The 24,175-nt window shown below is 48.8% G+C and carries 23 protein-coding genes; 14 read left to right on the top strand and 9 right to left on the bottom strand.

Annotation, left to right across the window (positions count from 1 at the left end; all coding sequences use genetic code 11):
- The first annotated feature begins 52 nt into the window (after positions 1-52).
- On the top strand, positions 53-829 hold the full coding sequence (locus tag AC1TPC_RS00565; protein WP_482064936.1) for an ABC transporter ATP-binding protein: 777 nt from the start codon (positions 53-55) through the stop codon (positions 827-829).
- Positions 804-2,744 carry an ABC transporter permease gene (locus tag AC1TPC_RS00560; protein ID WP_482064935.1) on the top strand — a complete coding sequence of 647 codons (1,941 nt, stop codon included), beginning with the start codon at positions 804-806 and terminating at the stop codon, positions 2,742-2,744. Before AC1TPC_RS00565 ends, AC1TPC_RS00560 begins: the two co-directional genes overlap by 26 nt.
- 710 nt (positions 2,745-3,454) lie before the next feature.
- Here the strand turns inward: AC1TPC_RS00560 and AC1TPC_RS00555 are convergent.
- The 6 genes from AC1TPC_RS00555 to AC1TPC_RS00530 all read right to left on the bottom strand — a co-directional run bounded on the left by AC1TPC_RS00555 (position 3,455) and on the right by AC1TPC_RS00530 (position 9,532).
- A complete protein-coding gene (locus AC1TPC_RS00555) occupies positions 3,455-3,850 on the bottom strand; it encodes a collagen-like protein (RefSeq protein ID WP_482064934.1) in 396 nt (131 codons plus the stop codon).
- Positions 3,851-3,950: 100 nt separating this feature from the next.
- On the bottom strand, positions 3,951-4,715 hold the full coding sequence (locus tag AC1TPC_RS00550; protein ID WP_482064933.1) for a VCBS repeat-containing protein: 765 nt from the start codon (positions 4,713-4,715) through the stop codon (positions 3,951-3,953).
- Between the two features lie 138 nt (positions 4,716-4,853).
- Positions 4,854-5,522, bottom strand: a complete 669-nt coding sequence (locus AC1TPC_RS00545; protein WP_482064932.1) for a metallophosphoesterase — start codon at positions 5,520-5,522, stop codon at positions 4,854-4,856.
- Between the two features lie 9 nt (positions 5,523-5,531).
- Positions 5,532-6,734 carry an ABC transporter ATP-binding protein gene (locus AC1TPC_RS00540; RefSeq protein WP_482064931.1) on the bottom strand — a complete coding sequence of 401 codons (1,203 nt, stop codon included), beginning with the start codon at positions 6,732-6,734 and terminating at the stop codon, positions 5,532-5,534.
- Positions 6,731-8,401 carry an ABC transporter permease gene (locus AC1TPC_RS00535; protein ID WP_482064930.1) on the bottom strand — a complete coding sequence of 557 codons (1,671 nt, stop codon included), beginning with the start codon at positions 8,399-8,401 and terminating at the stop codon, positions 6,731-6,733. The genes AC1TPC_RS00540 and AC1TPC_RS00535 overlap by 4 nt, the downstream gene beginning before the upstream one ends.
- Before the next feature lie 15 nt (positions 8,402-8,416).
- Positions 8,417-9,532: an extracellular solute-binding protein gene (locus AC1TPC_RS00530; protein WP_482064929.1), complete on the bottom strand. Its 1,116-nt coding sequence runs from the start codon at positions 9,530-9,532 to the stop codon at positions 8,417-8,419.
- A gap of 171 nt (positions 9,533-9,703) precedes the next feature.
- On the opposite strand from AC1TPC_RS00530, the gene AC1TPC_RS00525 reads away from it, so the two are divergent.
- The 3 genes from AC1TPC_RS00525 to AC1TPC_RS00515 are packed head-to-tail and all read left to right on the top strand — an operon-like array spanning position 9,704 to position 12,131.
- Complete coding sequence (locus AC1TPC_RS00525) at positions 9,704-10,606, top strand: LysR family transcriptional regulator (RefSeq protein WP_482064928.1); 903 nt, start codon at positions 9,704-9,706, stop codon at positions 10,604-10,606.
- 35 nt (positions 10,607-10,641) lie between these two features.
- On the top strand, positions 10,642-11,484 hold the full coding sequence (locus tag AC1TPC_RS00520; protein ID WP_482065313.1) for an SDR family oxidoreductase: 843 nt from the start codon (positions 10,642-10,644) through the stop codon (positions 11,482-11,484).
- A 59-nt stretch (positions 11,485-11,543) separates the two neighbouring features.
- On the top strand, positions 11,544-12,131 hold the full coding sequence (locus AC1TPC_RS00515; RefSeq protein WP_482064927.1) for an NAD(P)H-dependent oxidoreductase: 588 nt from the start codon (positions 11,544-11,546) through the stop codon (positions 12,129-12,131).
- Between the two features lie 462 nt (positions 12,132-12,593).
- On the opposite strand, the gene AC1TPC_RS00510 is transcribed toward AC1TPC_RS00515, so the two are convergent.
- A complete protein-coding gene (locus AC1TPC_RS00510; protein WP_482064926.1) occupies positions 12,594-12,944 on the bottom strand; it encodes a hypothetical protein in 351 nt (116 codons plus the stop codon).
- A gap of 172 nt (positions 12,945-13,116) precedes the next feature.
- Here AC1TPC_RS00510 and AC1TPC_RS00505 point away from each other — a divergent pair, with 172 nt between their 5' ends.
- From AC1TPC_RS00505 to AC1TPC_RS00490, 4 genes are all read left to right on the top strand, one after another.
- Complete coding sequence (locus AC1TPC_RS00505) at positions 13,117-13,374, top strand: DUF7667 family protein (protein WP_482064925.1); 258 nt, start codon at positions 13,117-13,119, stop codon at positions 13,372-13,374.
- 164 nt (positions 13,375-13,538) lie between these two features.
- A complete protein-coding gene (locus AC1TPC_RS00500) occupies positions 13,539-13,958 on the top strand; it encodes a VOC family protein (protein ID WP_482064924.1) in 420 nt (139 codons plus the stop codon).
- Between the two features lie 184 nt (positions 13,959-14,142).
- The gene (locus AC1TPC_RS00495) at positions 14,143-14,838 is read left to right on the top strand and encodes a hypothetical protein (RefSeq protein ID WP_482064923.1); all 696 of its coding nucleotides are present in this window, start codon (positions 14,143-14,145) and stop codon (positions 14,836-14,838) included.
- Between the two features lie 115 nt (positions 14,839-14,953).
- A complete protein-coding gene (locus AC1TPC_RS00490) occupies positions 14,954-15,289 on the top strand; it encodes a low molecular weight protein tyrosine phosphatase family protein (RefSeq protein WP_482065312.1) in 336 nt (111 codons plus the stop codon).
- Positions 15,290-15,562: 273 nt separating this feature from the next.
- Here the strand turns inward: AC1TPC_RS00490 and AC1TPC_RS00485 are convergent, their stop codons facing one another.
- The gene (locus AC1TPC_RS00485) at positions 15,563-16,705 is read right to left on the bottom strand and encodes a metallophosphoesterase (protein ID WP_482064922.1); all 1,143 of its coding nucleotides are present in this window, start codon (positions 16,703-16,705) and stop codon (positions 15,563-15,565) included.
- Positions 16,706-16,961: 256 nt separating this feature from the next.
- Between AC1TPC_RS00485 and AC1TPC_RS00480 the strand changes: the two genes are divergently transcribed.
- Together AC1TPC_RS00480 and AC1TPC_RS00475 are read left to right on the top strand one after the other, a co-directional pair.
- Positions 16,962-19,130, top strand: a complete 2,169-nt coding sequence (locus AC1TPC_RS00480; protein WP_482064921.1) for a DNA topoisomerase III — start codon at positions 16,962-16,964, stop codon at positions 19,128-19,130.
- A gap of 319 nt (positions 19,131-19,449) precedes the next feature.
- Positions 19,450-20,121, top strand: a complete 672-nt coding sequence (locus AC1TPC_RS00475) for a YheC/YheD family protein (protein ID WP_482064920.1) — start codon at positions 19,450-19,452, stop codon at positions 20,119-20,121.
- Positions 20,122-20,190: 69 nt separating this feature from the next.
- Here the strand turns inward: AC1TPC_RS00475 and AC1TPC_RS00470 are convergent, their stop codons facing one another.
- Positions 20,191-20,718, bottom strand: a complete 528-nt coding sequence (locus tag AC1TPC_RS00470) for a GbsR/MarR family transcriptional regulator (protein WP_482064919.1) — start codon at positions 20,716-20,718, stop codon at positions 20,191-20,193.
- Positions 20,719-21,011: 293 nt separating this feature from the next.
- Between AC1TPC_RS00470 and AC1TPC_RS00465 the strand changes: the two genes are divergently transcribed.
- Genes AC1TPC_RS00465 through AC1TPC_RS00455 form a run of 3 tightly spaced genes read left to right on the top strand, consistent with a single transcriptional unit; the run spans position 21,012 to position 24,172 of the window.
- Entirely contained in the window at positions 21,012-21,881 is an 870-nt protein-coding gene (locus AC1TPC_RS00465) for a carbohydrate ABC transporter permease (RefSeq protein WP_482064918.1), read from the top strand.
- A 32-nt stretch (positions 21,882-21,913) separates the two neighbouring features.
- A complete protein-coding gene (locus tag AC1TPC_RS00460; protein WP_482064917.1) occupies positions 21,914-22,756 on the top strand; it encodes a carbohydrate ABC transporter permease in 843 nt (280 codons plus the stop codon).
- 57 nt (positions 22,757-22,813) lie between these two features.
- Positions 22,814-24,172 (top strand): ABC transporter substrate-binding protein, encoded by a 1,359-nt coding sequence (locus AC1TPC_RS00455; RefSeq protein WP_482064916.1) that lies wholly within the window; start codon positions 22,814-22,816, stop codon positions 24,170-24,172.
- The last annotated feature ends 3 nt before the right edge of the window (positions 24,173-24,175 follow it).

The raw sequence follows: 24,175 nt of genomic DNA, 5'->3' as shown, positions 1-24,175 counted from the left end.
TACTAAGGCTAATGAAGCGCAAATACAGACAGATCCGGGGAGGAACAAAGCAATGAGTGTACTAAGAGCACAAGGACTTGGCAAAATATACAGCAGTAAAGGAAATGTGGCCTATAAAGCATTAGAGGATATTGAACTAAAGGTGGAAGCAGGGGAATTCGTTGGCGTCATGGGGCCATCGGGAAGCGGTAAGACGACGCTGCTGAATTTATTGTCCACCATTGATCGGCCGACCTCCGGTCAAATCGAAATTAACGGCGTGAACCCAAGCAAGCTGACCGATAAGAAGCTGGCATTATTCCGCCGCCGTGAGCTCGGCTTCGTCTTTCAGGATTTCAACCTGCTCGATACGCTGTCGATTAAGGAGAATATTATTTTGCCGCTCGTATTGGAGGGTATGGCACCGAAGCAAATTGAACAGAAGCTAAATCCGTTAGCTGAGCTGCTGCAAATTAAGCCGATATTGGAAAAGCGGACTTATGAGGTGTCAGGCGGACAGAAGCAGCGCGCCGCGATTGCGAGAGCCATTGTTCATCAGCCTTCGCTCGTGCTGGCAGATGAGCTGACAGGAAATTTGGATTCGAAATCAGCGAAGGACGTCATGGACTCGCTTAAGGATATGAACGAGCGGTTTAAGGCGACCGTGCTGATGGTTACGCATGACCCGTTCTCAGCGAGCTATTGCCAGCGCATCGTATTTATCAAGGACGGCAAGTTTTTCTCTGAAATTCGCCGCGGCTCGAATCGACAAGCATTTTTCCAACAAATATTAGACGCTCTCAGCGTGCTGGGAGGTAATTTCGATGACGTTCCGTTCGCTCGCGCTTAGCAACATTCGGGGCAACTGGCGGTCGTACAGCGCATTTTTTCTGAGCAGCGTGTTTTCCGTAATGATCTTTTATATTTATGCTGCGTTTCTGTACCATCCGGAAGTGGCTAACGGCCAGATTATGGCAGCCTCAAAAATTCGAACCGGCATGGTGTTCTGCGAATACATTATCGTCATTTTCTCTTTCCTATTCGTGCTCTATTCCAATTCAGCCTTTCTCAAGACAAGGCAGCAGGAGTTTGGATTGTTCTCCTTATTTGGAATGACGAAGGCGCAGCTGCGCAAGCTGGTGATTTATGAGAATGCTGCGATTGCAGTCCTAGCTATCTCTGTCGGAATTGGGCTTGGCATGCTGTTCAGCAAGCTGTTCTTCATGGCGCTCGCGGTGCTATTAAACTTGAATGAAACGATTCCGTTCGCGGCTCCGATCAAAGCGGTAGCTATGACGGCTGGAGGCTTCTTCGTTCTGTTCATGCTTATCTCGGTTTGGACGGCGCTTCGAATCGGTCGTGCGGAAATTATAGATTTGCTGAAAGCGGCCCGGAAGCCAAAGGGACAGCTTGTCTTCTCGTCTTGGCTTGTGACCGTTGCCGTGGTTTGCCTTGGCGCTGCTTACGGCATGGCGATATTAATGACAAGCGAAACTTTTCTTGTGCTGGCATTGCCCATTTTGGTTACCGTCGTTATCGGCACGTATTTCCTCTTTACGCAGCTTAGCATATTGCTGCTTCGTTTTATTCAAAAACGGTCCTCGGTTTATTACAAACGCACGAATATGATTGTGTTCGCCCAGCTTGGCTATAAGATCAAAGATAATGCACGTATTCTATTTACCGTATCGATCTTAAGCGCCGTCGTTATGACTGCCTTGGGTACCGTTTATATTATGCAAATCGGCAGCAAGCAAAGCATGCTTTGGAACTCGCCGTTCTCGCTTGCCTATAGTGAAGTGGGCTTAAATTCGCATGAGGTGATCGACCCGGCGGAGCTAAAGCGCATCGTCACTGAGGACGGATTGAGTATCGTACGTGAAGCAAAAGTGGCTGGCGTGCTGATTAACCGCTATGCGATTGGTTGGAATAATGATGAACCCAACCTAAATGACTCGGATGCTTTGATCATTTCGGAAACCGACTACAATAAGCTGGCGGATATAACGGGTCAACCGAGCATCCATCCTGAGAGCGGCAAGCTGACTCTTGCGCAGCCATATGGTGCCGATGTACAACGCACAGGCGTTGTTAAAGGCAGCATCAATGGCAAAGAAGAAAGGTTTGAGATCAGCAGGGTAATAGATGCTAAGATCATGAACTGGTTGGATAGCAACTACTTTACATTTGTCATGGACGATTTCTCGTTTGTGAAGCTGCTATCGAGCGTACCGGAAGAAAAGCTGTATGTGATGTACGGTTATGAGCTGAGCGATTGGGAGAACACCGTTGCAACAGCGGAGAAGCTGAAGAAGCTCGTACCTGAGGAGCTTCAAGGACAAATCGACTTTAGCCGCGTTTCGAATTATGAGGAAATGCAGGAAACGGTTGCACTCACTTTATTTATCGGAATGTTCATTAGTCTGCTGTTCTTCATCGCGTCAGGCAGCATGATTTATTTCAAGCTGTTCACCGAGCTGCAGGAGGATCAGGCACAGTTCAATGCGCTGACTCGAATCGGCATGACAAAGGGCGAGATACGCAAAATCGTCGTCTCTCAGATAGGTTTTGTATTTTTCGTTCCTGTTGTTGTTGGTATTTCTCACGCGCTGTTCGCCATGAAGGCGCTGGACAACATGATGGAGTCATCCAATTGGTTTTATTCTTTTGTCGTCATTGGCATCTATATTTTAATGCAGACGCTGTATTTCCTCGTTGCATGCAGCAGTTATATGAAGAGCATGCTTCGCGGCGCATCGGCGTAGCACGATTGAAGAAGGGGCAAGTGTTCGCACGGAATGGGAACTCCCAATGCTGCTCGTTTACTTGTTCCTAACTATGAAATTTTTTAACCAGTTAGCTGAGAACCCTGAGCTCCTGTCATTCGCTCCTTAACCTTACTTTCCGCAGGCTTTTTCGCTTATTCCAGCGCTCATTGTTCTAACCCGTAAGTTTGAAATAAAAGGCTATCTCAAATCAGTTTTGTGGAATTAACAGGAAATTCTCCATCTAATTCCCTGATAAGACGCTAGTTCGTTCATTTAGCTGGAAAAACTCCCGTTACTCGGAGCATTTTCACCGAAATAGGGTCAAAAGCGAGATATTAACGGGAGAAAATCCATCTAAATCCGATTTTTGCCAAGAAACACATGAAATAACGGGAGTTTTTCCCGTAATTGCTGACTCAAGAGGGCTCAGCCCCATGAATGATTGAACCCGAGACTACAGAAGAACCAGGGATCCCGCCGATTCCTGCTTCGTAGCTTGCCATAGGCAAGCCTGAAGGTGGGGAGACTTTCGATTGCTCACAATCTCAATAAGCCAAGCAACCATAGACCTGAATAGAAAAAAAGCGGTACAGGAATAGCCCCTGTACCGCTTTTTCATTTCTTCCAACATTAAATTCAAAGCGAGCTATCTTCCCAACAAGCATACTACTTTTGGACGGCAACTTTTTTTGATAAATCCATATTATTTAGAAGCAGGTAAACGAGCTGATTCGCCTCAAATCGATTCCTGTATAGCCCCAAGATCTTCCGAACCAGCGAAACCCTGCAACGGAAGTACGCCCTACAAAGATAGGGAAAAACCAAAAATTTTGCCCATTATTTAGCCAAACATAAGTGTTGCGAAATAGACAGCCGGAAATCGCGCCAGGGTCAACGGCAAAAAGCGAAGCAGATGGCTGCTGCGGCGTGAACTGTGGGGGCGGGGCTGTTGGTCCCATCATACCGGGACCTCCTTGCGGTCCTTGCGGTCCTTGCGGTCCCTGAGGCCCTTGTGGTCCAAACGGTCCAAACGGTCCTATCGGCCCTAGCGGTCCAAAAGGTCCAGACGAACCTGGTGGACCTGGAGGGGGCATAAATGCCATGCAATATCACTCCTTAAGTTGTAGGCTAAAGCATATTATGCAGAAGCAAATGGCGAGGACTGGGCTATTCATTAATAAAATTTGCTTAAGTGGAAGGCGGCTAGAAATGAGAAATTAATTTGGCGCCAAGGATGGCAACGGATAATCTTGCGGAAATAAACTGGCTCCTGTCCCATGTAAGCAGATTTTCAACGTAGCCTAGCGTATCTGCGTTCGTGGTGCCGATGATGCGCTGAAGAGCGAGTAAATCATAAGATGATCGGTTCTCAGCAGTCACAATCGGGTTTAAAGCCGCCAAAGCAAGCACCTCGCCCTGCAGCGGCTTCTTTAGCTTTCCGTCCTCCTTGTAGTAGGCAGACAAATAGGAGCAGCCTTTGCCGCTTATGTCAATCGTAAACAGCACATCGAGCTGAGGGCTTGATACGGTTACTTTGTACATGTCTTCATATTGGACACGGAAATTGTATTGTTGATTATAGCTTTCTGAATCAAATAACATGCGAAGTTCGTTATGAGCAAAGGAGTAGATATAGAAGGTGCCATATCCGCCGCTTCCCCCAGAGTCGATGCTCACTAGCATATCGGGTATTTTGTTCTGATCAAAATCACCTAAAAACAATGCGGCATTGTAGCCTGCATTGTTCTGCATAGGAACGACTGTACGCTTCTGGGAATAGCCATCCAGTATGACAAGCGTAATCTGATCAGCGAATATGCCGGATGGTCCATCTGGTTTATGTCCGAATAAATAAACATGATCGGGTATGCCGTCCCCGTTCACATCGCCTTGCTTCATGTCCAGCAACTCATTGTCTCTAGGAAAGTGATTCGGTTCAAATCTATGTGTATGGAAAGACGAGTACATAACCATTCCTCCAAGCGTGAATTAACTATGCTCCTGTCTATACCTATGCAGGCATGCTCGATTTTGATTGTACGGATGCCTATCTGCTATATGAAAAAAAGCGCAAGCCTCGTAAATAAAATTCGGGCAGCGCTTTTTTTATGAGGAGGAAGTGAGCGGGTCGATTCTAAAATCGCTGCCGCGGCTTTCAGGCGAGGTTGAGCATGAATAGCTTAACTTGCTGTTGACATCAAGCAGCGTTAAACGGTACCCATGCTTGGCTCCAGTATCGATGGCGAATCGGCGGTCACCATGCCATGGGGTTCCGGGGGAGCCCAGCTTAAAGGTCGGCGTATGGCCAAAAATAATGGTGTATGGCTGTGCCTCGTCCTGCTCGGATAACGAAGTATAGATAAATTCGTCGCGAATTTCAGTAAGATCCGCCGGTTTTTGCCGATGCAGCGGTACGCCTGGACGTATGCCGGCATGAACGAAAAGGTAGGGGCCTTGAATGAAATATAAAGGAAGCTTGCGCAGCCATTCCTTCGTGCCTGCGCTAAGCTTTTTGCTAGACTTTGTAGAAGCGAGCAGGCGAAGCTCTTGATTTCCGAGCAAGGCTGCTGCGCCTTCGGCTACAAGCTGGCGAACCGTATCGAGCGTGCTCCAAGTAGCGGGATTATCGGCATCGATATAGTCGCCAAGCAGAATAAGCCGATCCTTAAGCGGGTTATAGTCTGCCTCTTGCAACAAAGACAACAGCTCTTTTTTATAGCCGTGAATATCTGCGACAGCCAGCAGCCGCGAGTTTGTTCTAGTTGGGTTATGCAAAAGAATCGACTACCTTTCTTCCTCATTCGGGTAAATGAAAGCAGAACGTGTGGCAAGCTTAATCGTTACATATTCGCCAGCCTCCAATGGAATCGCAAGCACCAAATACAGCTTTTGACCGCAGCTCGTTTGTGCGACCGTACGCCAGCGGTTTCCCTCGAAAGTACAGTGAAGCACATGAAGCAAAAGCGTATTTTCAGCGTGCTCCTGCGGTACAGCTAGTGATAGAACGGCTGCTGGATCTGCTTCGCCATGGCGCTCCAGCACCTCGGTCTCCTCGGGACGAAACATGAGGATCGCTTGCGAGTGGTCAGGCAGGTTATGCTGCTCTGGTGCGAGCAAGCCGTGAATAAGCGTCGAGCCGATTCGAACAGCGGTACCGCTGCTCCCGTTTACGACTTCGCCGCGCAAGCCGTTGATCGCCCCTAGCAAGGAAGCTGCCCAGCGGCTGGCAGGACGCGTAAAGCATTGCTGCGGCGTGCCGATCTGGTCGATTTGTCCATTGCGCAAAATGAGCAGCCGATCAGCCATCGCGAAGGCTTCCTCCGGGTCATGCGTAACATGGAAAACGCTCATGCCTAACTGGCGGAATAAATACGCCATCTCGCTACGCATTTCTACGCGCAGACGCATATCGAGATTGGAGAGCGGCTCATCAAGCAGCATCAGCTTTGGCCTTGTTGCCAGTGCCCTCGCAATGGCGACTCGCTGCTGCTGGCCGCCGGAGAGCTGGGGCGGCAGCCTATGCTCATGCCCTTCGAGATGGAGCATCCTCAGCAGCTCTTGGACACGCTGCTGGATGTCCGCCCGTGCCATCTTGCTTCTGCGCAGCCCATAAGCGATGTTATCGAGGACATTCATATGCGGCCACAGCGCATAGTCTTGAAAAACCATATTAACCCCGCGTTTCTCAGGGGGCATCATGCTAGAAGACGAGGCGATAACCTCATCGCCCAGCGTAAGCTGGCCGCTGTCTGGCTTCGACAAGCCGGCAACAAGCTGGAGCAGCGTCGATTTGCCGCAGCCAGACGGCCCAAGCACGCTAATGATCTCACCTTCGCGCATGTCGAAGGAAATTCCTTTGAGCGCTTGGAAAGCGCCATAGCTTTTGGTCAGGTTATCCGCTGTTAGCAGTGGCCTCGCAGCTTCCGGAACTGCAAGCTTAATCTCGTCAGAGAGAGAATGGTTTTGCTTCATAGCAGTCGATGTCATGCTTTGGCCTCCTTGCGGCGGAGCAATAGCTCAATCGCCAAAATGATGAGTATAACGATGGCCGATCCAAGTACGGTAGCTGCTGACGCATAACCGAAATCCAAATCCTCAAACGCTTTGTTGATCGTAACGGGCAGCGTAAGGAAGTTCGGCGGGAACAGGATCGAATTGACCGCGAGGTCAAAGACGCTGGAGCCAAATGCCGCAAGGCCGGCAGAGAGCAGCGCGCCGCGAATGAGCGGTACAAGTATGAAGCGGACCCGACCTGCGAGCGTATCGCCTTGCAGCTGTGCGGCTGTGAGCAAGCTGTGCGGCACCTTCGCCATTGCGCCTACCATCAATCTTGTAATGACAGGGATGGCGCCGGCAATGGCGGCAAGCACAAGAATCCATGGCGTGCCGTAAAGGAGCAGACCGATCGCTTCGAGCCATTTTTGATTCCATACAAAAATATAGCCAATGCCAAGCACGACGCCGGGTACGGCAAGCGTGACGATCGAGAATACCTCAATCGTACGTTTGAACTTGAACTGCGAATAGGTTAGCACATAAGCGACGCATAGCCCGAATATTAAACCAAGCATGGCAGCGATGCCGGCGATCATTAAGGAATGGGACAAACCTTTCAGCAGCGTGCTTGAGCTATGAAATAAAACGCGGTAATGCTCGAAGGTGAGATTGCTTAGCTTCAAGCCGCCTGACTGGGTTTTGAATACGGACATGAGTACGTTCGCGCCTATCGGAATGCCGATGATTACGGCAAGAAATAACAAATTCAGTGTCGTAAGAAGCACGGCAAGCTTGCCTGCCGGTTTCGGTACGGAGCGTTCTGCACGCGCCGATAAGAAATCAAAGCGAGAGCGGCGCATCGCGTAAAATTGAACAAACATCGCAATGCCAATCAGCAAAACGAGATAAAACGAAAGGACGCCTGCCATATCGAACCGAATTGGCGAAGTATAAATAGCTGAATAGATAGAGTAGGGCAGCGTTGGAAAACGATAAACGGCGGCAATCGATGCGGGAAGCCCAAAATCGCCGATGGTGTCCATAAAAACAAGTGCTGCTCCAGCCCAGACGGCTGGCATAAGCAGAGGTGCCTCGATCGTCCGCCATACGGTAAAAGCCGAAGCGCCGGATAGACGAGCAGCGTGGGACAGCTGATCAACCTTCCACTCCATTGCCGCATGAACGCTTAAATAAGCGAACGGAAATTTGCTTAATGTCATAATAAAAATAAGTCCGGCTGGCTGGAAAACAGCGCTCGTGACCCAGTGCCAGCCAAGCAGGCTCACGGCAATGCCGCCGCCGGCTGCAAACAGCACCCAGCCCTGCGCCAAAATAAAGGAAGGCGTAATAATAAGCAGCCAAACCGATGCGTCTAACAGCTTTGCCGTCGGAAATGACCATCTTGCACGAATCGTTGCCAGTACGCCGCCAAGCAGCGTAGCGAGCACGGTTGTCCCTAGTCCAAGCACGACGGAATTTTCGAGTGATTTTTGCCATAGGGGACGCTTGAATATTTCGAGCAGCAGCGCAAGATCCCCAAGTTGCCAATTGCCGAAGAAAACCCCGGGCAGCAGTACTTGAATAATGACTGCCGCCAAGGGATATAAGACGAGGATGAATAGGATGATGCTGACGAACCACCCCAGTCGATCCTTCATAAAGGTTTGCATCGGTTACTTAACGGATTGGTCGGCGAACCATTGCTTAATGGCCGCTTCATTCTCGGATGCCCATGAAGCGTCGGCTGCAACGAGCTTCGCATCGGCTGCACGACCTTGCTTAGCATTTACGCCATTAACGGAAGGCTGGAAATAACTTTCGTCGCCTTTGTCAATTAGCGCTTGCTGTGTTTTTGGATCGAGCAAAAATTCGATAAATGCTTTTGCCGCATTCGGATTTTTCGTATTTTTCTGAATCGCTGCTACCCGGACCGAAGCAGGCGCTCCTTCAGCAGGCCAGATGATTTCAATTGGCTCATTGTCGTTTTTCATGGCGTATGCATTGCTTTCTTGCAGCGCAGCTATGGAGATTTCGCCAGCGGCTAGCGCTTTGACGACATTCGGGTTTTTTGGATAGACGCGAAGGCCGTTGCTCATCAGCGAGCCAAAGAACTTCTGTCCGCCATCAATTGTTTTTTCGTTAAAGAACCAAGAAACAAACGGATAAGCAGGAGCCGCAATCGCTGGATCAGCCATGCCGATCAAGTTTTTGTATTTCGCATTGGAGAAGTCCTCCCATGATTGTGGAGCATCCTCTGCTTTCACTTTATCCTTGTTGTATACGATAACGCCTGCAGCATGCGCGCCAGTCGGTACAAACCACTTTTTCTCAGGCACAAAAGGTTTGGCAAAATCGGTTAAATTAGCGAGATTGTCCGGAGCCCAGTCTTCAAGCAGCTGTCCGCTTGCACCTAATCCATAAATGGAAGGCATAGCATCGAGCCAGATGACATCCCAGTGCGGATTGCCTTTCTCTGCTTCAACGCGTGACATTATTTCGGCTCCGTTGCCTGCAACGACCTCAAGCTTGTAACCAGTCGCTTCCTCGAACATTGGGGCAATAATGCTGTCAAAATCATTTAAGTAAACGGTAAGCGTTCCTTCATCCTTCGTTGCTGCTTGCTCTGTCGCTTGCGCTGCCTCAGTAGGCGCCGTCGTTTCTGTATTTCCGGCATTTGCAGCTGTATCGTTATTCGTGCTGCCTGCATTTCCGCTGCCGCAAGCAGCGGTCAGTGTCATCAACCCGGCCAGCAAAATGGTTCCAAGCCAGCGTTTCCCATTCGTTTTCATCGTTTCGTTTTCCCTCCACTATCTGTTTTGCTTACCTCCTAACTTTAGCAATGGTTTGTCAGATGATTGTTAACAGATTGTCGAGATATTATTAAATGTAATCGATAGATATTGATATAAATATAGATTTAATCTATATTAATAGGCAAAAAGCGTGGGAGGATGAACGGGATGAACGTGCAGCAGCTGCATGTATTTATGGAGGTATGCGGCGGGCGGACACTCGCGGAAGCCGCGGAAAAGCTGGGGCTTAAACAGCCGACGATCAGCTTTCATCTCAAAAGGCTGGAGGAGGAGCTCGGCGTGGAGCTGTTTCGCAAGCACTCGCGCAGCCTGCAGCCAAGCGATGCGGCGGTTGAGCTGCTGCCCTATGCGAAACGTATCGTTTTTCTGATGGAAGAGGCTAGACTCGCCATGCTGGAGCGGCGCGAGCAGGGCGAAGGGCGTCTTAGGCTCGGTGCAAGCTACACGCCGGCAACCTACGTGATGCCTCCGCATTTTGCCGCTTATCGCAGATTGTACCCGAGAGTGAGCCTGATGCTGACCGTGAAGCAAGCAGCTTCCGTGCTTGCGATGCTGCGCAGCTATGAGATCGATATAGGCATCGTTTCGCTTGGAGAATCGCCGCAGGAAGGGCTTATCGTACAGCCGCTGATTGCCGATGAGCTGAAGCTGCTGCTGGCGCCGGAGCATCCGTTAGCCGGAATAGCACAGATAGAAGTGGAGCAGCTAAGGCAAGAAACTTTTTTATTGCATGAGATAGGTTCAACCTCACGAACGCTTTCCGACGAGTGGGCACGCGGTGCCGGATTGAAATGGGGAAGCGTCATGGAGCTTGGCGCGATCGAGACGATCAAAGAGGCGCTCAAATGCAACATGGGAGTCGGCATTTTGCCTCGCCGAAGCGTCATCCGTGAAATCGACGCTGGCGAGCTGGTTATGCGCGACCTGCCCCAATATGTAAACAGCAGGCATATTTGTCTGGCTTACCGCAATGAGGATCAGCTATCACCGCATGTCAGATCGTTTATTGAATTTGTGCGGCATACATTTCAGGTACATGATAAGCTGTAAATAACAAAAATGCGGAGGTGGCTAAGATGGGAGATATGTCGGGTAAAGTTGTACTGGTTACCGGCGCTAATTCAGGCATGGGGCTAGCGACAACGGTAGAGCTTGCGAAGCAGGGCGCGCATGTGGTGATGGTTTGCCGCAGCAGGGAGCGCGGTGAGCATGCACTGGAGCAGGCGTGTTCACAGAGCGACAGCAAGGAGCTGGTTCTGATGACCTGTGATTTGGGCTCGCTAGCGAGTATTCGCAGCTTCACATCGGCTTTTAAGCAAAAGTATAATCGGCTGGATGTGCTGATTAACAACGCTGGCGTCGCCTCCTTGAAGCGGGAGCTGACGTCGGACGGATTTGAGTCGCAAATCGGCATTAACCATTTGGGTCATTTTTTGCTGACAAACGAACTTCTTGATCTTATTAAGGCTGCCCCGCAAGGACGAATTGTCAATCTATCCTCTGATGCGCATAAGGCTGGAAGGATCCATTTTGACGATCCCAATCTTACGAAGGGCTACAATGTTGTCAAAGGTTACGCACAGTCCAAGCTGGCTAATATTTTGTTTACGAAGGAGCTGGCAAGTCGTCTAGCGGGTACGAGAGTAACGGTTAACAGCGTCCATCCGGGAGCGGTGGCAACCAATATCGGTGTGGATCGGAAGACAGGCTTCGGCAAAACGGTGCACAAGCTGCTAAGGCCATTTTTCCGTACGCCGCTTGAAGGGGCCAAGACTGCTATTTATTTGGCTTCAAGCGACGAGGCTGAAGGCCAAACCGGACAATATTATATCGACAGCAAGATCGTGCAGACGGCGAGCAAGGGCAACAATGCTGAGGTTGCAGCTAGACTATGGGCATGGAGCGAGAAGCAGGTCGAGCTTACATAATACGGGGCAATTAGGCTACACTAAGCAGATTTCTATATCTGCGGAGGTGAAGCCTGTTCATGAAGCACTTAATCGTCTATTGTCATCCTAATCCGGACAGTTTCAACAATGCGATTGTTGATGCGTTTATCGGATCGTTGAAGGCGAAAGGCCACGAGGTTGTTGTCAGAGACTTGTATGCGATGGCATTTGATCCTGTGCTTAAGGCCGCCGATTTTGAAGCGATGCGTGAGGGCAATACGCCAACGGACATTAAGACGGAGCAAGAGCATGTGAAATGGGCGGATGCGTTCACGATGATCTATCCGATTTGGTGGACGGGCTTGCCCGCTCTCATTAAAGGCTATGTCGATCGTGTATTCTCATATGGCTTCGCCTATGCATATGGGGAGGACGGAAATATTAGAAAGCTGCTGGCTGGCAAGAAGGGTCTTATTATTAACACGCATGGGACCCCTGCGGAAATTTACAGCAAGACCGGCATGTATGAAGGTCTTACTATCACTTCAGATACGGGAATTTATGAATTTTGCGGCATCGAGCCGGTCGGTCATCTATTCTTTGGCAGCGTGCCGCAAATTGATGATGCCGCCCGTCAAGAAATGCTCCAGGAAGTAAAAGGCAAGGCGGTTAGCTTGTTTGAATAAACGTTGGGTGAGAGCCGGTCGCTTAATGCGAGCGGTTTTTTTGTGTCTTGCAGGGGGGAGTGGAGGGGCATTTCCCCTGGAGGTAGTTAATAACGAATAGCAAATTGCAAATGCAACCAGCAAATGCAACCAGCAAATGCAACCAGCAAATGCAACCAGCAAATGCAACCAGCAAATGCAACCAGCAAATGCTAACAGCTATATGCATTTGCTGGTATCTTCAGCTGTGAGGAGTAGGGAAGCGTAATCGATATGCTCCACCACAATTAACGGTAGCTTTGCTTTTACCACTAAATTGTAATTTATGTGTTGGAGGCTGCTTAATCTAACCTGGCGCAGAACAAAGAAGCTGACGAGTGCAGCCGTATCACTATTTCGACGTTAAATCCAACCAAGCACAACACAAGAGGCAGTCGCAATAGGCATAGCGCCTTCTGTGACAGCCTCTTCTTCATTGACGCTTCAGCGCTCATAGCCGGGATAATTATAATCAGGATCCTGCAGCTTTGGCAAAATATTCATCTGACGAATATGGTCCCTCGTCTCTTTCGTGCCTATCGCATAAACGGTGTCATAAACCTTGATGATGTCCTTATTGAATTTGTCCGTCGCTTCATCATGGTCAGCGGATTTATAGGGGATAGGCGCACGAAATTGTGTTTTCTCGTCATCCCTCTGAATTTGGTCCAGCAGCAGCTGCAGCTCATCGATCTCCTTCTGCGTCGCGGTGACCGTTAGCTGGTCATTGATGGAAGGCTCAGACTCGACCCGCTTGCCGGAGATGGACACGTAATAGGTTTTCTTGTCCGTCATGCCGCTCACTCCCTTCGTTTATAAGTTATAAAACAAATGTGAGAGAGATGAAACAATAGTTGGCAGGTGGAGGTAGGTGATGGTAGGCAATCTGCTCCAAACAAGACTAATTTCCAATAAATAGGGCAATACTAATAAGGATTGTACTTATAGACCGATTGGAATGATCGCTATGATGAATATTCACTGGCGACTTGCAGAGCTGTGGCTGCTGCAGCAGAGCCGGAAGCTGACGGAGCAGGAATGCTCAGAAATGAATGCATGCCTGAAGCTGAATGCCAAATATGCGCAAAGGCTGGCCGAGCAATATAACCTTGGGTTAATGGCGAGCATGACAAATGATTGGGATTGGCTGCATGAGATATCTGCCGAAATCGATAAGCTGGAGCGGATGTATGAAAGCGGCCGGCCTTCTTTTTTTGAAAAATAAGAGTAGATTCTGTTGCTTCAAAGGCGTATTTCTGCCGTGCCAAAGGTTTACATAAATATAGCAATCGAGAAGAAATGCTTGCAGCATTTACATGCTAGAATTGAGCTATAAAGACAAACCAAAAGGTTTATAGGCATGACATTCTAATGAAGAGGTGATAGGTAATGGGATTTAAGTCAGCTAATATTTTTGTGAATTTGCCGGTTAAAGATTTGAATAAATCGGTCGAGTTTTTTACGAAGCTAGGATTTGAGTTTAACGCCCAATTTACGGATGAGAATGCAACATGTATGGTAATCGGCGAAAATATTTTTGCGATGCTGCTGGTTGAAGACTACTTCAAATCGTTTATCTTAAAAGACATTGCCGATACATCAACGACATCGGAAGTCATTTTAGCCATATCTGCTGAAAATAAAGAGCAAGTGATTGAGTTTGTCAATCAAGCGCACGCTGCCGGCGCTACGCATTCCAAAGATGCTGTTGACCATGGTTTCATGTATCAATGGGGCTTCCAGGACCTTGACGGGCACCTTTGGGAAATTTTCTATATGGACCCGAGTGCAGTTCAACCAACTGAGTAATCAAGGATGAGCGGAAGAGAGGCTGTGAGTAATTGCGCAGCCTCTTTTTTGCTTGCTCGATAAGCCGTATTCAAAGCTAGTAATTTATTTTATCCATTTGGTATAATTGGGATAAAATAACTGAGCTATAGGAAGAGGGAGTGGCCAGCGCCTATATGAGCTGGAGGAAGAGCTTGGAAGCGCGATGGATCTGGTGATCGGACTGATTATGCAGAAGTACGATATGCGTTACCCGTGCACACCGCCTGACTTCATTCCTTTCGCCAGTTCCGGCGTAGACGGCATTCACTACTGCTTCGTTACTGATTTTGGTACCGTTTCAGACCTGGAGGATGCCTATATAGCTGTCGTAGCGCCGATGGATTTTAGTTCGGAAATTTGGGTTGTAGCGCGCAGCATAAAGGACTTCCTTCGTATCTTATGTACCGATAAAAGCGTTTTATATAACTGCATAGCGCCATTTGATGCTAACAAAGCTGGGCAATCGGGCGGGGAGGAGCTGACGCCGGCACTGCAGAGGCTGAAGGAGATATTTAATCTGACCAATATCCCCGATTTGGCTGGATATATCGAAAGCTTACGCAAGGATAGGGATCAGCTTATTTGTGTGCAAACGCTTGATACGATCGGCATCGTACCGCTGACAGGTCGGACAGATCAGTCAGCAGCGCAGCCGCTGTCCATCAATTGGGACGATGAGCAGGAGATAAGAGCTCTGCTTGAAACAGCGAGCCCGGAGACGAAGCTGGCATTCATTCGCGACGCGCAGCACGAGAATCGGATATATGATGATACAAGGATGCTTAGGCGCTGCAAGACCATTTTATCCGAGCTGGAGCTTTACCATGAGCTGCAAAATTTGCTTGAATGCGCCGATTAACGCAACAATGAAAAGCTGTCACATCGGTCAGCAAAGACTTGATGGAACAGCTTTTTTCACCAAACAAAGTTTAAATTACTTCATTCATTAGAGCGATAATAGGAGAGTGGTTCCAATAAGGCTATTATTTATTTGCAGCAGAAACAAGTGGAGGAGCTTGACGGCCGAGACGATTTTTCAAGGTGTGGATGGGCATGCAGTTAGGTCGGCGGGTACAGAAGAAAATGCTCGCATTAAAGTAACGGAAGGGCATATTGGCTGGGCTGAACTGATTTTTGCCATGGAAAAGAAGCATGTGCGAAGGCTGCAGGAGAAATTTAGCAGTGCCCTTGCCGGTAAAAAGGTCATCTGCCTCCATATACCGGATGAATTTGAATATATGAATGAAGACTTGATCGGCTTGCTTCAGTCCAGCGTAGCAGATTATATCAGTGTACATGAGCAAGGGTAAGTGTACGCGATAATTAATGGATCTGTTCGTTCAAGAGCAGCAGTTGGTAAAAATAATGAGCGCCCCGCAACTGGCTTCTATTGATCTGATCTAGCAATTGCAGCGATTCACGCGCAATTCTGATCGCATTTTCCACATTGTTAACGTCAACCTCCTTGATGACCTGCTGAATGATCTCAAGCGACCAAAGGGGGTGTATCAGCGTATTGCGGCAAATTAGCAGGAGTTTTTCCCATGTGATGCCGCTATTTTTAATGCTGCTATTAACTGCTATTAACCGAACTCTACTTCGATATGAATAACCTCAGAGCGGCTGCCGATCCGTACGGGTGGCCCCCATGTGCCGAAGCCTGACGAGACGATCGCATGCAGCCCGCCTTTCTTTAAATAACCCCAATCCAGCTCGAACATTTTTCTCGTTATGAGATGGTTGGGCATCATTTGGCCGCGATGGGTATGGCCGGACACGGATATGTCGATGCCGTTCTCGGACGCTTTTGCGATATCGGACGGCTGATGATCGAGCATAATGAGCGGCCTCGATTGATCGAGCGGCGCAATTAGATCTTGAATAGGGAGCCTTCCGCCCGATCCGAACCCTGCGGACGCTTTATCCTTGCGGCCGATGACGTAGAAGCTGTCTGCAATAAGCGCAGCCTCGTCCATAAGAACGCGAATGCCGATCGCATCCATTGCCTTTATAAATTCAGGCACCTTCCTGCCGATGTATTCATGATTGCCGGTTACTGCATACACGCCGAGAGGAGCGTTCAGCTCGCCTAGCACCGCTGACATGTTTTTACGAAGAAAGGGTTCGATATCATCATCCAAAATGTCTCCGGGAAGCAGGATAAGATCCGGCTTGATCTGCTTCACCTTGGAAATTAAGCGCTTCAGGTGCCGATTGCCGACAATCGTTCCCAAATGAAGGTCGGATGCCATCGCAATGCGCAGCTTTTTCAGCTTCCCGGCAGGCTTCGGCACTTGAACGTGGTAGGTGCGGATGATCGGACTCCACGCATTCCATGTCCCGCGAACGATCAGAACGACCATCAGGAGCAAGGCGATGCTGCCTACACCAACGACATAAACCGATTTGTCGGCTCCGGCTGCTTTTAAGAGAAGGGAAATGATATTGGCAGGCGGCAAAATGAGCACGGCGAATTCGAGAACGGCGAACCAGTAGGAGCCGACCAGCTTGAAAGCCTCCGCAACGGGTTTGAACGGAGCGCGGTATGCGAGCCTGCCGATTATGTACGAATAAGCGATTAAACCGACAACGAGCGAGTAGAAGCCCGTTTTTTCCCAATTAAATAGAGTAGAGAAAAACAGCCAACCATTCCAACCGATATAGAAGGATATACCGCTGTATACGAGTAAGATGCCAACAACAATAGCAACAAAACGCAGCTTCATTCATCAACGCTCCCTAGCTCTTAATCTGCTTACTTATAAGCTGAATTTACTATATCACACCCGCATTCTAGCAGCAAAATTCACAAGAATTAGAGGAATAGCAAGAGCAGGCCAAGCAACGACGGAAGGGGGACCGAAGCTTGAGGCGTTGCGCAGGCAGCGAGCCTATGGTATCGTTTCGTCATAGTGAATGATGCGTTTTTCTAATAAGAAACAATAGTTTGCGCATCTAAATGAAATGGAGCGAATAACGCAAATGAAATCGCTTGTATTAGCAGAAAAGCCGAGCGTGGCCAAAGAAATTGCCCGCGTGCTCGGCTGTGGACAGAAGCAAAAAGGGTATATGGAAGGCTCTAAATATGTCGTAACCTGGGCGCTGGGTCATTTGGTGACACTGGCAGAGCCGGAGGAATACGATCCGAAATATAAGACATGGAATTTGGAAGACTTGCCGCTGCTGCCTCCGAAAATGAATCTGAAGGTTATGAAGGAAACGTCGCAGCAATTCCGCACGGTGGCACAGCTGTGCAAGCGGCAGGACATCAGCGAGCTTATTATCGCGACCGATGCAGGACGGGAAGGCGAGCTTGTCGCGCGCTGGATTATGGAGCTTGTCCATTGGCGCAAGCCCTTCAAGCGCCTTTGGATTTCGTCGCAGACGGACAAGGCGATTAAAGACGGCTTCAGCAGCCTGAAGCCCGGCAAGGACTACAACAATTTGTATGCGTCGGCCGTTTGCCGAGCGGAGGCAGATTGGCTGATTGGCCTTAATGTTACGAGAGCGCTGACGACAAAATATAATGCCCAGCTGGCCGCAGGCCGAGTGCAAACGCCTACGCTGGCGATGCTGATGGAGCGGGAGCAGGAAATCCAGTCGTTCCAATCACAGCCTTACTGGAATGTATCGGCTGATTTTGGCACGTTTTCCGCGCAATGGCGCGAGCAGGATTCGCATGATGGACGAGTATGGGACAAAGCGGGGGCGGACGCGATTGCCGCAAGGCTGCAGAAAGGCTCGGCTAAGGTAGACAAGCTTCGCACGGTTGAGAAATCGGAGCCGCATCCACAGGCGTATGATCTGACCGAGCTGCAGCGGGATGCGAACAAGCGGCTCGGCTTCTCGGCTAAGCAAACGTCCAACGTGCTTCAGAAGCTGTATGAGCAGCATAAGCTTGTCACCTATCCGCGTACCGATTCCAGATATTTGTCGAGCGACATGGTGCCCACCTTGAAGGGGCGATTGGAGAGCATCGCTGTCGGCCCTTATGCGCAGCTGGCCCGCAAGCTGATTAGAATGCAGCTTCCCGTTACAAAGAGAATTGTGGATGACAGCAAAGTTACAGATCATCATGCTATTATTCCTACAGAGCAATTCGTCAACTTGGCGGCATTAAGCAATGATGAGCGCAAGCTGTACGATCTTATCGTGCGGCGGTTTATCGCTTTATTTTATGGTCCTTACCGTTATGACGAGACAAGCGTCGTGCTCACAGCAGGCAAAGACCTCCTCTACGCAAAGGGAAAAATCGAGAAGGAAAAGGGCTGGAAGGAAATTTATCAGTCAGCCACCTATGCTTCCACCCAAGATGATGATGAAGACGATGACAGTGATTCGGGACAAAGCAAAGCCGACCGCCAGCCCGCACAGCTTCTTCCTCCTCTTAAGCTAGGCCAGTCGCTGTCGATCAAGCAAGAGAAGGTGCGGGAGCTGCGCACGCTGCCGCCTGCTAGATATACGGAGGCGACGCTGCTGACACGGATGGAGAAGCATAGCCTCGGCACGCCTGCAACGCGCGCCGATATTATTGAGAAGCTGCTCGGCACAGATACCATTACGCGCACGCAAAATAAGCTGATGCCAACCGGCAAAGGCAAGCAGCTAATCGAGCTTGTCGTTACCGAGCTGAGAAGCCCGGATCTGACTGCCAAGTGGGAGCAAGAGCTCGAACGTATTGCAAAGGGCAAAGGCGATCCGGCAGCCTTTATGAAAAATGTTCGTCAGCAGGCTGCGAAATGGGTGTCCGAGGTTATTGCGGAGACGAAGGAGTACAAGCCGCATAACCTGACGCACTCCCGCTGTCCCGAATGTGAGAAGCCTCTGCTTGAAATTAACGGAAAGCGCGGCAAGTCGCTCGTCTGCTCCGATCGTGAATGCGGCTATCGGCGTGCGGCGGAGCCTATGCTCTCCAATAAGCGCTGCCCGCAATGCCATAAGAAGATGGAAATTAAAGACGGGAAAGCAGGCAAATACGCACAATGCAAACCTTGCAATGTGATCGAAATGCTCGGCGACAAGCAGGGCGGCGGCAAAGCCAATCGGAAGCAAAATCAAAAGCTTATCGAGCAATATAGCGATAATACGTCGATGTCGAACAGCTTGGCGGACAAGCTTAAGGCGGCGCTTGAGAAGCAATCAGACAAGTAGCAATATGTATACCGGCAAGCAGCGTCCAAGCTAAACGGGCTGTTTGCCGGTTTTTTGTTATGAAGAGAATAAGAGCTATTTAAAGCGGTGGAACGTTTTGGGAACGGTGAATACGGTAATTCCGGTTATCATCTTATTTTTGATGATCGTAAGGCCGGAAAAGTCAATTGGTACAAATCGAGATGAAGCTTGCGATTCTAGCTTCTTAATATAGCAAAGCTCACGAATAAAGGCTCCTAACCTCCGCCATTCATCCAAGAGACAGGTAGTACACTGTCATATGCTATAAATGAAGCGATAGGAAAGGAGAGAGAATGCATTGGGTGGACATAATGGTAGATTGCTAGCTAACAAGTGGACCAAGACTGCGGCATTGCTTACCCATCCCAGCATCGCACCGCACATTCCGCCTACAAGAACATTTACGGCAAACAATCTTAGAAGCATGCTGGATACGTATCAAATGGTGGTCGTGAAGCCGGTGGTCGGAGCAGGCGGACATGGTGTAATGAAGGTTACGCGCAGCGGCGATGGTTATGCCTATACTTATTATTCGCAGACGAAGCGATTTGCTAGTTTCTCAGCGTTAATAGGTGCGCTTAACAAACAACGCAAGGGCCGTGCCTATCTCATTCAAAAAGGGATCTATTTGGCAACGGTAGACGGCAGGCCGATCGATTATCGGGTGAAATACGTGAAGACGGAGAATGGCTGGGTCATTCGCGCAATGGTCGGACGAATCGCCAGAAAAGGGCTGTTCGTAACGAATTTATGCCGAGGAGGCTCGCTCGTAACGGCTGCCAACGGCATTAGCAGATCGTTGTCATCCGCGCTGGTTGAAGAGAAGAAGCAGAAGATGCGTGAGCTCACTGCGTTATCAACGGATGTTCTCGAATCCAAATATCCGGGCTTTGCCCAGCTTGGCTTCGATTACGGTCTTGATAAGCAGGGGAGGATTTGGATATTCGAGGTAAATACGAAGCCTCAATAAACAAGCCACTACAAAAGGGTGCCCAGAAGTCAAATACACTTCTGCGGCACCCTTTTTGTTTGTGATTGGCTATTGATCGGAATTAGGCTCATTTTGCCGAAAAAATTGACCGTCCCTCAGCCCGTCGACAAACTGCTGAAGCCAGCTGTAATATTCGACGCCGTGCCGCAGCTTATGCAAATCCTTTAGGCAGAGCTGGCGTTCCTCTTCTCCGGTTTCGATATCCAAAATGATTTCAGACAAGGAAGGGATAACCTCGTTAATAGCTTCTAGCATTACATCGATCTCGCGCTGCAGCTTGGAAGCAAAAAAGTTCTGAAACGCTTGAAAAAAGTCAGTCTCCGCTACATATAAATCTTTGCGATCGAGCTTCTCATCCAATTTCATAATCATTTTTGAATCCATTAAGGAACGAACCGCATAGCTCATATTGCTTTTGCTCATATTCATTTGCTGCTTCATTTCCTCGAGCGTCATCGGTTTATCCTCAAAAAACATAATGCCGTAAAGCTGTCCGAATGAATAGTTAGCCCCGTATAAATCCATTGTCTTGGCAATGGCATCTATTATTTTTCCTCTTATTTGCTCTTGAGTCACTGGGGAACCGTCCTGATCACTGGTTGAAGCTCTTTTCACATCATCACCTGCAAGACTATATTTTATGATTCATTATACAGCATCAGCATCATGAATGGATGATTAGAAAGCCTTAAAGAAAGACGAAACTTTTACAAGATCTTTAACAGGCGTTGACGTTCAGATAACGCAGCTGTTTTAAACTGAGTGTACAATAATTTTTGAACAGTCGAGGTGTGTATCCAATATTAACGATATTTATAGCAAATGTTAAGAAAAAATTGAACGATAAATAGGAGATGATTAAACGCGATATGGCTAAGGAATGGAAGGCTCTATTATTTACGCTGCCAGCTTTGATTCCATTGATCGTATTTTGGATGATCCCGCTCGGAACTATTTTTTATTTGAGCTTTACCGATTGGGACTTTATGAGTCCGGTCAAAACATTTGTTGGTTTTGAGAATTACATTTATCTGTTCGACAACCCGGCCTTCTACCAATCGCTTGGCGTAACGCTGCTCTTCTGTATCGGAAGCGTGCTTCCGGTTATGGCTCTGGGACTCGTGCTTGCGCTGCTGCTTAACCGGTCGATGAAGGGCTCCGCCGTATACCGCACCCTCATGTTCTCCCCATGGGTTACGCCAACGGTTGCCGTATCTATCGTCTGGTCGTGGATATTCGAGCCTAAAGTCGGCATGGCTAATACGGTGCTGCGCTGGTTCGGCTTTGATGGAGTAGGTTGGCTTCAGGATACGAGCTGGGCGCTTGCAGGCGTGCTGATCGTTACCGTATGGAAGCTGATGGGCTGGACGATGGTGTTTTATTTGGTCGCCTTGCAAAATGTCCCGCGCGAGCTGCTTCAGGCAGGCGAGCTGGATGGTGCGGGAAGCTGGAGCAAGCTTATGCATATTACGATACCGCTTATATCGCCAACTACCTTCTTTCTATTTATTGTACAAACCATATCGGCATTGCAAGCCTACGATCAAATTAATGTGCTTACGCAGGGAGGACCTGCCGGCTCGACGAGAACGCTTCTTTATATGTATTATCAATCGGCCTTTGAGTCGTTTGACATCGGTGAAGCATCCTCTGTGGCGGTCGTGCTCGTGATTGCCTGTATGCTGCTTTCGATCGTTTCCTTTGCCATAGGCCGTAAAACGGTTCATTACAGCTCATAATTGTCAGCCGCATGGAGAGGAGAATTATTGCAATGTCAGCTAATCATGTTTTTCGGCGAACGATCAGGCATTTGTTTCTGCTGCTGTGCAGTGCCGTTATGGCATTTCCATTCTATTGGATGATAACAAGCGCGCTCAAAACAAATGATGAAATTTGGCAATTTCCGCCAACGTTTTGGCCGAGCTCTCCGCAGTGGGGCAATTTTCTCGCAGCGTGGCTAGAGGCTCCGTTCTGGCTCTATTTAACGAACAGCATCGTAGTAGCTTCCGTCATCGTTCTGCTTCAAGCTTTAAATTCAGCGATGATGGCCTATGCCTTGACGCATATGAGGTTTCGACTAAAGAAGGCCATTACGGCCATCATCATGCTTGGCTACATGATTCCGAACACAGCGGTTTACTTGCCGAGCTATATGATTTTGGCAAAGCTGCAGCTTTTGGATTCGTATGCAGGACTGATTTTATCCAATTGTGTCAGCGTGTTTTCCATTTTTTTGATCAGGCAAGCCTTTTTGCAGGTATCACATGAGCTGGTAGAAGCAGGGCAAATCGATGGTGCGTCGCATATGCGGATTATGTGGGCGATTCTTGTTCCCGTTACGCGTTCCTCCTTCATCGTGCTCGCTCTTATTACGTTCATTGATCATTATAATAACTATTTCTGGCCAATGCTGATTACCAAAAATCCCAACCTGCAGCTTGTATCGGCCGGCCTAAGAAGCTTCTTCGTGGAAGGAGGGGCATATGGGTTGAAATGGCCGCTAATTATGGCGGCGAGCTCATTTACGATTATACCTCTGCTCGTATTGTTTCTATTTGCGCAGAAGACGATTATGAAAAGCTTCAATATGTCGGTTGGCGTTAACAAAGGGTAATTCAATCAAGAAAATGGCTTTTGGCTTTACACAAATTGAGTGGAGGAATCAATGACAATGTTGAAAATGAAACAAGGCTTGGCTCTTATGATGGTATTATGCTTTGCGGTACTGGCAGCTTGCGGGCAAAACTCGGGCAACACAAATTCAAATGCGAATAGCGGCGCTAACGCAACTGCAAACGCAACCGATGATGCGACCGTTGCACCTGCTCCAAAGGAGCCTGTGACAATTGAGTTCTGGTACGGGCTTGGCGGCAAGCTTGGCGATACGATGAAAGAAAAAATCGAATTATTCAACAGCTCGCAGAACGAGGTAATCGTTAATGGGATCGCCCAAGCGGATTACACCGAAACGGAGCAGAAGCTTCAGGCTGCGATTGCGGCTAAGCAGCCTCCGGCTGCCGTTCTTTCCTCCAATATGAACTGGGCTCAAAAAGGGCTATTCGCCGATATGAGCGATTTGATTGCTGCTGATGCTGCATTTAATAAAGAGGATTTTGTACAAACGTTTCTTGAGCAGGGCCAACTGGACGGCAAGCAATTTTTCCTTCCAATGTATGGCACGACGCAAGTCATGTATTACCGTAAGGACGCGCTTGAGAAGAGCGGATTGACGCCAGACGATTTCAAGACTTGGGAAGGCTTGGCGGCTGCCGCAACGAAGATGACGGTTAAAGCTGACGGCAAAACAAGCTTTTACGGATGGGAACCGATGTGGGGCAGGGAAAATATGATGGACGCCGTATTTAGTAAGGGAGGCACTGTTCTTAGCGAAGACGGCAAAACGGTTGTGATCGACTCTCCGGAATGGATCGAGACGTGGGAGCTGTTCCGCAAATGGATTCATGAAGATCAAATTATGACGATCCACTCCGGCGGACAAGGCTGGGAGTATTGGTACAAAACGATCGATGATGTAATGAAGGGACAAGCTGCAGGCTACATCGGCTCAAGCGGCGACCAAGGCGATCTGGATTTCAATATCGTGGCAGCAATGGAACAACCGGGCTGGGACGGAATTGGCGCTGGGAAACCGGTAGCAAGCGCAATTATGGCAGGCATACCGGCTGGTGTGAGTGAAGAGCAAAAGGCTGCTGCATACAAATGGCTGACGTTCTTCTCGGAAACAAAAAACACAGCTTCATGGTCCATCAGCACAGGCTATATCGCAGTTCGGTCATCCGCGCTGGAGGATGCGGAATATAAAGCATTCGGCGAGAAAAATCCTCAAATTAAAGTGCCGCTCATGCAGGCTGCCCATGCATCCGCGCCATTCCAGGATCCAACAGGCGGTAAAATCAATGATGCGCTCAAAATTGCGGCAGATAAAGTGCAAATCGGAAATATTTCTGCCGAGAAAGCGCTCAAAGAAGCAAAGGAAACGGCGCAGAAGGAGCTTGACAGGTTAAAATAGGAG

The organism is Paenibacillus sp. Y280 (assembly GCF_056786335.1).
This window is presented reverse-complemented; position numbering and strand designations above follow the sequence as displayed.